The sequence below is a fragment of the Streptomyces sp. NPDC005281 genome, assembly GCF_040607495.1.
Classification (GTDB): Bacteria; Actinomycetota; Actinomycetes; order Streptomycetales; family Streptomycetaceae; genus Streptomyces.
Window position 1 is genome coordinate 71,482 of record NZ_JBEXGX010000025.1, and the last position, 12,817, is coordinate 84,298.

At 69.7% G+C, this 12,817-nt stretch carries 12 protein-coding genes; 3 read left to right on the forward strand and 9 right to left on the reverse strand.

The features are described 5' to 3' along the window. Nucleotides 1–200 precede the first annotated feature (200 nt). The gene (locus ABZV42_RS30065) at nt 201–1,472 is read left to right on the forward strand and encodes a phosphatase PAP2 family protein (RefSeq protein ID WP_356054590.1); all 1,272 of its coding nucleotides are present in this window, start codon (nt 201–203) and stop codon (nt 1,470–1,472) included. A 208-nt stretch (nt 1,473–1,680) separates the two neighbouring features. After that, nucleotides 1,681–2,505, forward strand: a complete 825-nt coding sequence (locus ABZV42_RS30070; RefSeq protein ID WP_355984606.1) for an SDR family oxidoreductase — start codon at nt 1,681–1,683, stop codon at nt 2,503–2,505. 153 nt (nt 2,506–2,658) lie between these two features. On the opposite strand, the gene ABZV42_RS30075 is transcribed toward ABZV42_RS30070, so the two are convergent. The 3 genes from ABZV42_RS30075 to ABZV42_RS30085 all read right to left on the reverse strand — a co-directional run bounded on the left by ABZV42_RS30075 (nt 2,659) and on the right by ABZV42_RS30085 (nt 4,464). Next, on the reverse strand, nt 2,659–3,009 hold the full coding sequence (locus ABZV42_RS30075) for a PRC-barrel domain containing protein (protein ID WP_356054521.1): 351 nt from the start codon (nt 3,007–3,009) through the stop codon (nt 2,659–2,661). Between the two features lie 206 nt (nt 3,010–3,215). Next, on the reverse strand, nt 3,216–3,932 hold the full coding sequence (locus ABZV42_RS30080) for a hypothetical protein (RefSeq protein ID WP_355984608.1): 717 nt from the start codon (nt 3,930–3,932) through the stop codon (nt 3,216–3,218). A gap of 253 nt (nt 3,933–4,185) precedes the next feature. Then, entirely contained in the window at nt 4,186–4,464 is a 279-nt protein-coding gene (locus ABZV42_RS30085) for a hypothetical protein (protein ID WP_355984609.1), read from the reverse strand. A 259-nt stretch (nt 4,465–4,723) separates the two neighbouring features. Here ABZV42_RS30085 and ABZV42_RS30090 point away from each other — a divergent pair, with 259 nt between their 5' ends. Next, nucleotides 4,724–5,398 carry a hypothetical protein gene (locus tag ABZV42_RS30090; RefSeq protein WP_355984610.1) on the forward strand — a complete coding sequence of 225 codons (675 nt, stop codon included), beginning with the start codon at nt 4,724–4,726 and terminating at the stop codon, nt 5,396–5,398. A 41-nt stretch (nt 5,399–5,439) separates the two neighbouring features. Here the strand turns inward: ABZV42_RS30090 and ABZV42_RS30095 are convergent, their stop codons facing one another. The 6 genes from ABZV42_RS30095 to ABZV42_RS30120 form a co-directional block, all read right to left on the reverse strand. Continuing rightward, nucleotides 5,440–6,306, reverse strand: a complete 867-nt coding sequence (locus tag ABZV42_RS30095; protein WP_355984611.1) for an AraC family transcriptional regulator — start codon at nt 6,304–6,306, stop codon at nt 5,440–5,442. A 96-nt stretch (nt 6,307–6,402) separates the two neighbouring features. After that, complete coding sequence (locus tag ABZV42_RS30100) at nt 6,403–7,974, reverse strand: class I tRNA ligase family protein (protein ID WP_356054523.1); 1,572 nt, start codon at nt 7,972–7,974, stop codon at nt 6,403–6,405. 9 nt (nt 7,975–7,983) lie between these two features. Next, nucleotides 7,984–9,312 (reverse strand): HAD-IA family hydrolase, encoded by a 1,329-nt coding sequence (locus ABZV42_RS30105; RefSeq protein ID WP_356054525.1) that lies wholly within the window; start codon nt 9,310–9,312, stop codon nt 7,984–7,986. Continuing rightward, the gene (locus ABZV42_RS30110; protein WP_356054527.1) at nt 9,309–10,583 is read right to left on the reverse strand and encodes a hypothetical protein; all 1,275 of its coding nucleotides are present in this window, start codon (nt 10,581–10,583) and stop codon (nt 9,309–9,311) included. Before ABZV42_RS30110 ends, ABZV42_RS30105 begins: the two co-directional genes overlap by 4 nt. Further along, nucleotides 10,583–11,890 carry an aminotransferase class III-fold pyridoxal phosphate-dependent enzyme gene (locus ABZV42_RS30115; protein WP_356054529.1) on the reverse strand — a complete coding sequence of 436 codons (1,308 nt, stop codon included), beginning with the start codon at nt 11,888–11,890 and terminating at the stop codon, nt 10,583–10,585. Before ABZV42_RS30115 ends, ABZV42_RS30110 begins: the two co-directional genes overlap by 1 nt. Nucleotides 11,891–12,003: 113 nt before the next feature. Next, nucleotides 12,004–12,816 (reverse strand): hypothetical protein, encoded by an 813-nt coding sequence (locus ABZV42_RS30120; RefSeq protein ID WP_355984616.1) that lies wholly within the window; start codon nt 12,814–12,816, stop codon nt 12,004–12,006. Nucleotide 12,817: the final 1 nt, after the last annotated feature.

Here is a 12,817-nt window from a genome sequence, read left to right on the forward strand (position 1 = left end):
ACGCTCATAACATGATCGAACTCACGACGATTGCCCTGATCGTCCGTCCTTCACTAGAAGAACACGCTGTCTAGCGCGAAGGGTGAGCTATTTGACCAACACCTATCAAATCGGCCAAACAGTTGATATCTATAGCATCCCGAGTAATTTCACGAATAAACAACGTAATTGACTTCGATGAGCGGCGTCGGCCACGGGTGATTCTGTGGGCCGTCGCGGGGGTCGTGACCTTCGGGTTCCTCGTCGCGATGGAGATCGTCGCGCGCCATTACGACATGCCGGGACCGATCACCAATCAGGTGGGCGAGGTGATACTCACGCCCACCTCGGGGCCGCTGCTGTACTCCGGACTCGCATTGATGATGGTCGTCCTTCCCTGGCGGCAACGGTTCATCGCGTTGGGAATCGCGGCGGGCATCGACGTCGTGTTCTTCCTGGTGCGCTGGGTTTTCGACATCAGAATGATGTTCGGCAACGGCGCATTGTGGGTGATTCTGGCCTACGCCTTCATCGCGCTCACGAGCCGCACGGGCAAGGAGCGCGTTCTGCTCCTTAAGGGCGTCGGACTGGGCCTGCTCCTGGTGGCCGGCCACAAGACCGGCGACACCTGGCTGATGATCACGTCGGAGACCCGCCCTTCCGTCCTCGACGCGTACGTGGCCACAGCCGATCACGCGCTGGGCAACCCGTCCTGGGTGATGGGCCGGATCGTCGACGCCACCGGCCCGATCGGCTACAACGCTCTCCATCTCGTCTACGGCCAGCTCCCGCTCGCGGCGGCCGTCTTCGCGCTCTACCAGCTGCGCAACGTGGCGGAGGAACGCCGCTTCCCCGGCCATCATCTGGTGCGTACCTTCCTGGCCATCGGTCTGGTCGGGCCCGCCATCTACATGATCTTCCCCGTGGCCGGGCCGGTCTTCGCCTACGGCGCCGAGGGCGGGCAATGGGCGGCGGCCAACCTGTGGCCCCACACCCCGGTGCCGATCGGCTCGCCGCACCCGATGCCGTTCGACGAGATCACCCCTCGCAACTGCATGCCCAGCCTGCACACGGCCTGGGCCACCACGCTCTTCATCCACACCCGCGAGGGGTCGCGGCTTCTGCGCTACGCGGGCACGTTCTGGCTGGTCGGCACGCTCACGGCAACGCTCGGATTCGGCTACCACTACGGTGCGGATCTCGTCGCCGGCGTGGTGTTCGCGCTCACGATCGAGGCGGCCATGCGCTCGTTCCACCGTGGATGGGACCGGTCGGGAATCACGCTGGTCGTCTACGGCTCGGCGGTTTTCACCGTGCTGCTGGTGTCGTACCGCTATCTGCCGGTGGAGATGGCCAGGCACGCCTGGGTGTTCGGCCCCGGCCTTCTGCTGGCGATGGCCTCCGTGATCTATGGATACCTGCGGACCACCAGACAGTGGAGTCCGCAGATCGCCCCCGTGCAACAGCCGGAACCGCAGCTCGTACAGGCGTGACCGCTCTGCGCCCACCACCGTTCGCGCTCCCGCCCGCAAGGCCTCGAACCGGCCGTGGAGGCCCCTCGGGCGGGAGCTGGAACCGGTGGCAGGCCGCGCCCGGGCCGCTGGATTTGCCCTGAAGCGCACTCGAAGGTGTTGGGTGTCAGGAGTGGCGCCGCGGAGACGTGGTGACCGAGCGGACGAAACGTTCCACGAGGAGCACTCCATGACACAGAAGATCTGGTTCATCACCGGCGCCTCCCGCGGCTTCGGGCGGGAGTGGGCGATCGCCGCGCTGGAACGTGGCGACTCGGTCGCCGCGACGGCGCGCGACCTGTCCACGCTGGGCGATCTTCGGGAGACCTACGGAGAGCGGCTGCTGCCACTGCAACTGGACGTCACGGACCGGGACGCCGACTTCGACGCCGTGCGATTGGCGCACGAGCGGTTCGGACGGCTCGACGTCGTGGTCAACAACGCCGGGTACGGACACTTCGGGATGATCGAGGAAATCACCGAGGCCGAGGCTCGCGCCCAGCTGGAGACCAACCTGTTCGGGGCCCTGTGGGTCACCCAGGCGGCACTGCCCATCCTGCGCGAGCAGGGAAGCGGCCACATTCTCCAGGTCTCCTCCATCGGCGGGATCAGCGCCTTCCCGCTGGTCGGCATCTACCACGCGTCGAAATGGGCGCTCGAGGGAATGAGCCAGGCACTCGCTCAGGAAGTGGCGCCGTTCGGCATCAAGGTCACACTGATCGAGCCCGGCGGGTTCGCCACCGACTGGGCCGGTTCCTCGTCGAGTACGTCCGAGCCGCTCCCGGCGTACGCCGAGTTCCACAAGGAAGTCCAGGAAATGCGGCGCAAGCGTGTCGGCACCCCGGGCGACCCGGGCGCCTCGGCCGCGGCGGTGCTGAAGCTCGTGGACGCGGAGGAGCCACCGCTGCGCTGCTTCTTCGGTTCGGCGCCGCTGGGCATCGCGAGGGCGGACTACGAGCAGCGTCTCGCGTCATGGGAGAAGTGGCAGCCGGTGGCGGAGCTGGCCCAGGGCTGATCCCGCCTCCGACTCGGTGTGAGGCAGGGGCCGGGACAGGGGCCGGGGCCGGGGAGTGGCGCCGCCCAGCCCCAGAGCTCACAGCCCAGAGACCGGCGCCTGGGCCTCCGTGGCCCGGCGCGGTCGGTCCCCGAAGCCCGGCGTGCCGGTGTGTCAGGCGCGGTGGCTCTGGTAGTAGCCGCCGACCAGATCGTGGTAGTCGACGTCGCCGACGTGTTTGGCCCTGTCGAACTCGGGGGACCGCCTGATCTGCTCCTGGGTGAGCGCGACGTAGATCTTCCGCTCTGCCCGGTCGACCCGCTTCACGGTGCCGGCGGGCAGCAGGACATGCCTGCCGAAGATCCACACGCCGATGTCGACGATGAGATACGAGGAGTCGAAGTCCTCCGAATGCTTGTCGACCTTGCCGATGGCGCCGTCGCTGGCCTCGACCTTGTACCCGACCAGATCCGTGCCCTCGACGTGCCCGGAGGTTGGGTGGTAGCCCCAGATGCTGTCAGTCATGAACGGCTCCCTCATCGAGAATCCACGCTCGTCCGCAGCGATCTTCCCTCGTCCACGCGGTTTCCGCTCCTCCGCAGCGAACCGGGGAGTCGCGCGGGCGTCATCCGCGGTGGACGAAGGGTGCGCGGGATGACGGATGCGGCCCCCTTGCCCGAGCTCAGGGCGGGGGAGGGGGCGGGGGCGCGTGACGCCTGAACGCGGCGACGTCAGTAGAAGTCGCCCCGGCGCTGGGCGGGGTTCACGGTGTCACGCCGCTGCTGGAGCCCACGGGCGGCCCTGAGGGCGGAAATCTCCCGTAGGTGCGCCTGGCTCTGAAGCAGCATCATCGACCCCAGCGCGTGGTTCCCGGTCATGGGGTTGTCCACACAGGACTGGTACATCACGGCGGCTCGTTCGTTGTCCTGGTAGAGGGTGCGGTAGATCTCCGCCGCGCGGTACTGGGCGTAGGGGTGGTTGCGGGTGGCGGCCGCCAGGAACTGTTCCAAGGCGTGTTCCGCGGGGGTCCGGGTGATCGGAATCAGCCGCTCCAGATACAGGTCGCCCAGGATGAGCATCGCCTCGGGCTCGCCCAGTTCGGCCGATGCGTGATACCAGCGGGCCGCTTCGTCCAGCGACTCGACGATGCCCGCCTGGGGGCAGCCGTGGTGGTAGAGCGAGGCCAGGTAGAAGGCCGCTCGAGGCGATCCGCTGCTGTGCCGCAACCGTGGCACGGCGCTCGCGTAACGCCCCTGCATGTAGTCGATGTGCCCCAGCAGCTCGATCGCGGCGCTGTGGCCGGAGGACGCCGCGGTTTCCAGGAAGTAGACCTCGGCACCCGGGTGCTGCCCGCTGTTCCAGCAGTGCAGGCCGATCCGGTAGTACTCCTCGGCACTGGTCGGCTCGTGTCCGTCCACGGTGAAGTTGGTCCCGTGCCACTGCACCATGTCGCTGCCTTTCGCGTCGTGGCCTCAACAGATGGTACGGCTCATCAACCGGCACAATCGTAGGCCTGGTTGTCCGAAGGCCGGCCCGTTGTACGGCGCGGATCGCCAATGTGGCCCGATTTGGTGGCAGTGGCAGTGGCAGTAGCGATGGCGATGGAGTTGGCGGTGACCGGCGCCGGTCGGCGATACGGAGCTTCAGACAGTGGTGACTTGGCGCGTACGGCTACGACTACGGCGTCGGACCCGAATCCGTTCAGAGCGCTGAATGATCCACGGCTCGATTGACGGGGTCCGACGGTTCCGGCGGCAGATGCGCGGCCACGGCATCGAAGTACCGCCACCCGTCGACCTGGCCGGCGTGCCCGAAACGCTGTCCGTCCGCCAGTGCCGCTTCCATCAAGCCTCGCACGGTGGCAGGCCGGTGGAGGTTGAGGTAGCCGCCTCGCACGCGGCTGACGCCACCGTCGTGAGCCCCCCAACCACCGCCACCCACCACGCGATCGGGACCCGCCTCGAAGACGATACGGATCACGCCAGGAGAACCCACGCGCGCGAGGACGAGGACCTCTTGGCATGAGCATCCGGCCACGTTGCCGGTGTCGGCGGCCGGTACATGCCGATGGCTGACCCACCACCTGAACCGCTCGGATCCGATGACCAAGTGCCGATGCCGACGACGTCCCATGCCATCACGTTAGCAACGCACGCGGAAGCCTCGGTCCGGAGCGCGTTGCGTACCGAGCGGCCAATATCCCTGCCGCCTGGGAGGCTCAGGGTGGGACGATGGACCGGTGAACTACTTCTCCTCCCACATCGTCGGTCCGGACCGGGGCGGGCGGTACCGGCCGGAGCCCGGAAGGGCCGAGTTCGGGCAGTGGCCGAAGGCGGAGGCGGCGCTCGCGGTGGTCAACCGCGATCTGACGGCGACCCTGCCTGGTCAGGAACCGCTGGTGCTGATGCTCGTCCCGTCCTGGAACGCCGCACCACGGGGTTCGTTGGACGGGGAGCAGATCTACGTGGCGCTGCCGGACGGCCGTTGGCACGGCAACGCGGTGAACGCGACCGATCTGGAGGAGGGTGACCCACCGGAGCCGGACGACCCGATGTCGGTCCTGAGCGTGATCGCCGACGCGGCGCAGACGACCGTCACCGAGCTGCTGTGGCAGGTCTGGCCGGTCTGCCGGGAACACAGGATCGGAATGCATCCGCGTCCCGCGGGCACCTCCGGCGACTGGTACCCGGGCGCGACGGACGCGGCCGGCCCGCCGGTGTGGTGGTGCCGGGGCGGCCCGGACGGTGAATGCCACGACGTATGCCCGGTCGGCGAGTTGGCCACCACGTTGCCGGGACGAGAGCGTCGCGCGCTGCGGCGCGCTGCGAGGGCGGTGTCAGCGACAGCGAGCGGCGCCCCACCGGCCCGGACGTCACCCGGCGATCCGCGGGGAAGCGCCCCAATGCAGGTATAGGGGACGCGAAGCCCGCGGATCCCTTCTGGGCCGCCGCGTCTTCAGCCGTTCTCGGGTTCCACCGGGAGCCACAGTTCGGCTTCGGCCTCGGTTCCGGCCGGGGACAGGCGCATGCGCAGGATCTCCGGGCCGGGGCGGCCGCGGTACGGGTTCGACGGGAACCATTCGGTGAAGACGTCCCGCCACAGTTCCTGGACGGCCTGCGGCGCGGGCCCCGAGGTGGTGAAGACCGCCCAGGCGCCGGCCGGGACGGCCAGCGAGGTCGTGCCGTCGGGAACGGCTCCGGAGGTGATCACGCCCTGGTAGTAGTCGAGTTCGGTGCCTTCGGCGCGGCTGGGGTCGAGGTCGTCGCAGACCGCGACGATGCCGTGCGGCTCCTGGTCCGACAACTTCTCCAGGCCCTCCAGGGTCCGCGGATCGATCCCGCGGACGAAGTCGATGATCGCCTGGTTCGGACCCGCGTGCACCAGAGGCACCCGGGCCTTGAGGCCGACGACGGCGAAGTCCGCCTTGTCCACAACGCGGTATCGCATACTGCTACGCCCTTCGACGGTGAGGCGGAAGGCCATCCGGGACTGGGAGCTGAGTGCGGCGCCGGTACGCCGGGCCTCGCTCGGTCCGACGCCGTGCATGGCACGGAACGCCCGCGCGAACGCCTCGCCGGAGCCGTAGCCGTAGCGCACCGCGATCTCCAGCAGCGTCTCCCGCCCCGCGAGCACCTCGGCGCCCGCGAGGGTGAGCCGACGGCGCCGGATGTACTCCGACAGCGGCATGCCCGCGAGCGCGGAGAACATCCGGCGCAGGTGGTACTCCGAAGTGGCCGCGATGCGCGCCAGCTCGTCCACCTCGATGTCCTGGTCGAGACGGCGCTCGATGTGCTCCATGGCCTGGTTCAGCCGCTCCAGCATGCCCGGTCACCTTCCTCTTGACGACCACCACGCTAGGCGGCGCCCACGAGCCCGGACCCGACATCCTGTGCCCGATCGGGTCGGGTCCGCGAGGACTCACTCCGGATCTTGCAGGTGCACGTAAGGCTCCAGCGTCGCCGGGTCGAGCGGGGCGGAGAGCAGGTCCGCGGTGGTGGCCGGAGATTGCCGTGGCAGGGGTTCGAGCTGTTCCGCCTGCCGCAGATCGGGCTCGCCGGGAAAGCCCAGCTGTGTCCACACGTGGTCGGCCAGGTCCGGGAGCAGCGGACGGCCGAGTAGCGCCACGCCGACGAGCCATTCCGCGTCGGGGACCTGGGGACTGCCGATCCAGTCGTCGAAGGCCTTCACGGCTGCTGTGAGGTCAGGGGAGTAGGGGGTGAGCAGCGCGTACTGCTCGGCCGCCGCTTTGAGCGCCGCCTCGGCCCGCCGTACGGGGTGCGACTGTTCCCGCAGTCGGTCGAGGGCGGGGCGCAGCACCGTCGTGCGCCACTCGCGCAGAGTGTTGACGTGGTGGGTGAGCGTGTTCAGGGAGATGTCGGCCGGGCCGTGGTCGAGAGGGGCGTGCAGCAGGGTGTGGCGCAGCTCGTCCGCGGACACGGACGTGCCTTCCAGCAGTTCGGAGAGCCAGATGCCGTGACGCTTGCTGGTGGAGCACTTGTGGCCTTCGAAGTTCAGCATGCCGTTGACGACGGTGGCGTCGAACGGCGCCAGGGTCCCCTGCGAGCCCTGGGCGATCACGTCCGGCACCAGCAGTCCTGGCGTGGAGTTGTCGCTGCCGAACAGGCCGACGGTGGTGACACCGCTGCCGGGTGTGAAGGGGTTGACCGCGGCTCCGGTCGACGCCCGGTGTACCTCGCCGCAGTAGACGCTGTAGAGGAAGTATCCGTTGCTGATGACCTTGCCGGCGGGCAGTGTTCCGCTGCGGACCCCCCAGTCGCCCTGGCCGGTCAGCCGGACACGGCCGCCGTGGTTGTCCAGGGCGCGCAGCAGCGGAGCGAGGAACACCGGCCGCAGACCCGCCGCGCGATGGCGGTCGGCGATGGCGCCGGGATCGTCGGCTGTCGCGAACCAGTTCTGCTCCGTACGCCACTGGACCGGGCTGTCACCGATCCGGGAACGGGCGTGGACCAGCTGCTCGGGTACGAAGTACTCCCCGCAGGAGGTGCAGGTGCTGCCGCCGCACGGGCGCCCGCAGTGCGGGCATTCGCCGGCGATCCATGGGCCGACCAGCGCTCGGCCGGTGTCCTGTGCGAACGGGATTCGCTCGCTCTCCAGGCGGGCGGCGCCTGTCGTCCGCAGCCGGGTCAGGACGTCCTCGTGGAGCTGTCGGTAGGCGTCCCGGTGTGCCTCTCCCGAAGGGTCGATCCAGGCGTCGAGCCGGATGGAGAGGCGGTCGAGGTCGCGTGCGATTCCCGCGTGGTGGTCGCGACACGTTTCCTCGGGGGAACGGCCTTCGCGTTGGGCGGCGGCGACCACCCAGTCCTCGTACACGTCGCTGCCGGTGATGACCGCGACCTCATGGCCCTGGGCGCGCAGCGCGCGGGCGATGACATCGGCACGGAGGTAGGTGCCGCCGCCGTGGCCGATGTGCATCCGGCCGTTGGGCGTCGGCTGCATGGGAACGAGCAGGACCTTCTGGTGTATGTGCATGGCAGCGGGTCACCCCTTGGCGAGAACGTCGATGAGATGGTCGGTGAGTGCGGCCAAGGAGGCGATCCGGGGTCCGGTCCACGAGCGCGGCTCGCCGCACTCCACCAGGACGGCCGTCATGCCCGCCGCGACGGCGCCGGCCAGTTCGCCGTCGGTGCCGTCACCGACGAAGAGACAGGCGCTCGGCGGCACGCCGAGCCGGGTGGCGGCGGTGCGGAACAGTTCCGGGTCGGGTTTCATGACGCCGGCCTCCGCGGAGAGCAGCAGTTCGTCGAAGCGCCCCGCGAAAGCGGATTCGCGCACCATCTCCCGGACGTCGGAGGCGCAGTTGGAGACCAGCGCGGTCCGCAGCCCGAGCCGCCTCGCCTCGGCCACGGCCTCGACCGCGCCGGGCAGGGGGGTGGCGAAGGCCTCGCCGTGCAGCCGCCGCCGCGTCGCCGCCGCGTCCCGCGCCTGAACCGCGGACCAGGTGCCTCCCACCTGGTCGCGCAGCCAGTCCAGATACGTCGCGAACGGACGGGTCTCGCGCACCTCCCGGGTGCGCTTCCACGCGTCGGCCAGGTCCGAGGGGTGCTGTCCGAGCGCCTCGGCGGTGGCCTCGAAGGTGCGCGCCTTGAGTTCTTCGGGCAGCGGGACCAGCGTCTTCCACAGGTCGAACAGGACGGCCCGGGGCTCGCCCGGCCAGGCGCGGATGGTCGGTTCCTCCCAGCGGGAGTTGTCGATCACGACGTCGGCCATGGTCCGCGGCGGGTGCCGCTCCAGGTAGGCGCGCTGGGCGGGCAGGTACTTGGCGGCGTACTTGAGCATGACCTCCGCACCCTGGGTGGGCAGGTCGCGCTGCCTGGCCCGTGCCAGCACCGTGTCCTCGTCGACGTCCAGATGGACGAAGAGGTCGACGTGGCGCCGGGTCTCCGCACGGTAGAGGAAGACGCCCTCCAGGATCACGACGGTGTCGGGACCGATGTCGTAGCGGACCGTCTTCCACTCGTCGGAGGGAAGGTCGAGCGTGGCGACGGAGCGCCGGAGCCCGCCGTCGGTCCGCAGCGGCGCCAGTACTTCGGTGGCCAGTCGGGCGAAGTCGATGCTGCGCTCGTAGTACTGACGGGGCGCCGGTAGCGCGGGGTCGTACCGTTCGGCACGGGGGCGGTGGAAGTCGTCCACATGGACCACGGCGACGGGCGTGCCCTGTGCGTGCAGCCGGGCCCGCAGCCGTTCGGCCATCCGGGACTTGCCCGCGGTGTCGACTCCGGTGACGCCGACCACGTACGGGTGGGGGACGCTCGTACGTCGTCCGGCCACCAGGGCGGCCAGCGCGTCGAGGACGGGCTCGTCGCTCACGCGCCCACCTCCGTGACCGGTGCGGCCAGGCGGTCCAGGCGGCCGGCCAGGCGTCTGTAAAGATCGCTGGCGTAAGCAGTGTTGTCGCGGCGGTCGAGCGGGGTGGGCTCGACCCGAAGGACGGACAGAAGCGGATGCGCTGTCCCGGACACCAGGAGCGCTCCGTCGTCGTCCGCGAGGAGCCGGTCGGGCGAGTCGCCGGGACGAACCAGCACACCGTCGAGGTAGAGGTCCGGAGCCTGCCCGTGGTAACCGAGGGCCTGGACGACGAATGCGGCCTCGTCGAACCGGTCGGACGCGTCGGCGAGGACGGACGCGTCCACGAGGGCCGCGCCGGGCAGCTCGCCGGCCCAAAGGGCGCAGTACAGGGCGCGTGACTGATGGCGCAGTCCCGAGTCACGGTAGACGATGCCGGTCGAGGGACAGATGTCGCGCGCCGGATCGAACGGCCGCTCCCGGCACGGTACTTGATCGCGGCGCGCGAGGTCCGCGCTGTCGTGCATGAGCCGGGCCGGGCCGCGGCGGACGACCTGCACCTCGGGCAGCGGCGCGCCGGGGTGTTCGGCACGCACCTCGGCCCGCAGGTCGAGCAGGATCCGCAGGGCGGACATCGCGCTGTGCGAACTGCCCGCGACGACCACCGGACGTCCGTTCGCCGCAAGCAGCCGTTCCTTGATCTCGGTCCGGTGGGCCGTGGCGATCACGGTGCTGGACAGCAGCACCTTCGCCCTCCAGGGGGCCAGCTCCGGATGGGCGCGCTCGGTCCGGCCGGTGGCCAGTACCGCGTGCCCGGAGGTCTCCGTACTGCCGTCGGCGAGCCGGACGTCCACCCGGTGCCCGGCGCGGTCGGCGTGGACCGCGACAACCGTGCTGTCCAGCCGCACACCCTCCGCCCCGAGGGCGCCCTGGAGGGTGCGTCCGAGCGTGGTGAGGGCGCCGGCCAGCCGGGGCATGGCGACCGGCTGTTCGGCGCGCGCGACGTCCATCACGGCAGGGGAGTGGGCCAGGGCCGCGAAGGGGCCGCTCAGGTCCAGGTGTTTGAGGAAGCGGGAGCCGATCGACGTGGTGGTGATGCCGTAGCGGGCGAAGCCGCCGGGGCCCACGCCGGTGCCGCGCTCGTACACGCGAACGCGGTGCCGCAGCAGGGCCGGGGCCGACGAGAGGAACGTGGTGGTGCGGAAGCCGCCGCCGATGAAGGCGATGTCGCTGTCCACGGCGGGCTGCGGCATGGCGGGCCGTGGGCTGACGGGCTGCGCCGAGCGGAGATCCATCAGATGCCCTCCGCAACCAGCAGTTCGGTGAACCGGTCGCAGATGACGTCGGCCTCTTCGAGGGTCAGGACGAGCGGAGGACGGATCTTGAGGACGTTGCCGTGTCCGTAGCGGGAGGTCCGGATGACCAGCCCGTGGTCCAGGGCGCGTTCGGCCAGCCGGTTGGTGAGCGCGGCGCTCGGACGACCTGCCTCGTCGACCATCTCGACACCGATCATCAGACCCACTCCGCGCACGTCCGCGATCTGCGGGTGAGCGCCGCGCAGGGCTTCCAGCCGGTCCAGGATGTGCGCTCCCGTGGTACGGACGTTGGCCAGGAAGTCGGGATCGTCGATGACGTCCAGGGTCGCCAGCGCCGCCGCGGAGGCCAGCAGATTGGCGCCGTAGGTGAAGGAGTGATCGTTGGTCGGCAGGCCGGCCAGCTCGTCGCTGGTCAGAATGGCGGCGACCTGGGCACCGGAACCACCGAGTCCCTTGGCCAGCGTGATGGCGTCCGGGTCCACATTGAAGTGCTCGGCGGCGAACATGCGCCCCGTGCGGCCGATGCCCGTCTGCACCTCGTCGAAGATCAGTTTCATCCCGTGGGTGTCGCACAGCTCGCGCAGTGCGGCGAAGTACCCGTCCGGCGGCACGATGTTGCCGCCGTTGCCCGAGATGGGTTCCACGAGCACCGCCGCCACACTGCCGCTGCTGGCGTACTCCAGGAAGTCGTTGATGCGGTCGACGCACATCAGCTTGCACGAGCGCGGATCCTGGCCGTAGAAGCAGCGCATGCAGTACGGGTCCGGTACCTGGAGGCCACCGTGGTAGAGCTGGGCCAGCGGCTGCTTGCGAAAGGCGTTGCCGGACAGGCTGGCCATCATCACCGTCTGTCCGACGTGGCTGCGGAAGAGGGTGATCACGTCCCGGCGGCCGGTGGTCCGCTGCGCCATCTTGACGGCGCCCTCGTTCGCGGCCGAGCCGCCGTCCACCTTCAGATGGGCCTTGCTGATGGACTTGGGGGCCAGCTGCACCAGGCGGTGGGCGAGGGCGTTGATCGGGGCGGTCTGGAAGCCCGACGTCACATGGATGAGCTGGTCGGCCTGGTCCTTGATGGCCTGGATCACGGCCGGATGGCGGTAGCCGAGACTGAGGTTGAACGTCGCGGACGCACAGTCGATGTAGCCGCGGCCGTCGGAGTCGTACAGGTGGATGCCCTCACCGGCCACCATCCGGGTGTCGGAGACCGGATAGTAGACGGCGCTGGCGTCGTTGACCTCCTGCTCGGGTACAAGGCCCGGGGCCACGAGGTGAGGGGGCAGCGGCATACGAGGACTCTCCAAGGTCGTTGCGCTCTGCGGCGGGGAAGCGGTCGGCGGTGGTGGTGGGGCTGCGGGCGGGGCTGTGGCGCCACGGCCGTTCGGCAGCCCGTGAGTTCCGCCTAGACGGTGGTCCGGGGCCGGACCTCGGTGTACAGGCCCTGCGCCGACAGGAGGCCGGCAAGGTCCCGGGCCTGCGTCTCGGTGCCGGTCAGCAGACAGGACAGGCCCTCCACCTCGGCCTCCACGTAGGCGGAGATCACCTCCCGCGGTGTGGTCCCGGGCAACGCGTCCGCGATCAGCGACATGCCGTGGTCGACGGAGTGCGGATCCCCGGGCAGCAGACAGGCGTCGAAGGCACCGGCCGTCGATCGCGGGCGCCATGCCGCGCGCCAGCCGTCGTCCTGTGCCGTCCTCCAGAACTCCCGCGCCTCGCGCAGCAGTTCGGACCGGGGCACGGCGGCCAGCCGGCCGGTGATCCCCTCGGTCACGCCCTCGTCGTGGTGCCGTACGAAGGGCTGCCCCGTGGGCAGACTGGCCAGGTACTTCTCCACGTTGGGGGCGATCTCGTGAGGCTCGGTCGGCGTGTGCACGCAGTTGGCGAACGCCGACGTCCCGAACCGCGCGCGCACCTTGCTCCGCACCTGCACGCACCGGTCGACCACGTCCGTTCCGCGCACCACGATGACCTCGCACGGTCCGCTGGTCAGGTACAGCCTCAGCAGTTCCGCGGTGATCGGGTACTTGGGCCCGGCGAACTTGGGCCAGGTGTCCATGACGTCCTCGTCCTCCAGGCAGACCTCGTAGCGCAGTTCGACGCTCAGCCGCGAGGCATCCAGGAGCACATCGACGTACTCACGTGCCTGCGGGGACCGGTAGCCGTCCGGTTTGACGACCAGGACGCTCAGTTCCCCGGGTGCTGCCTGGTGGGACATG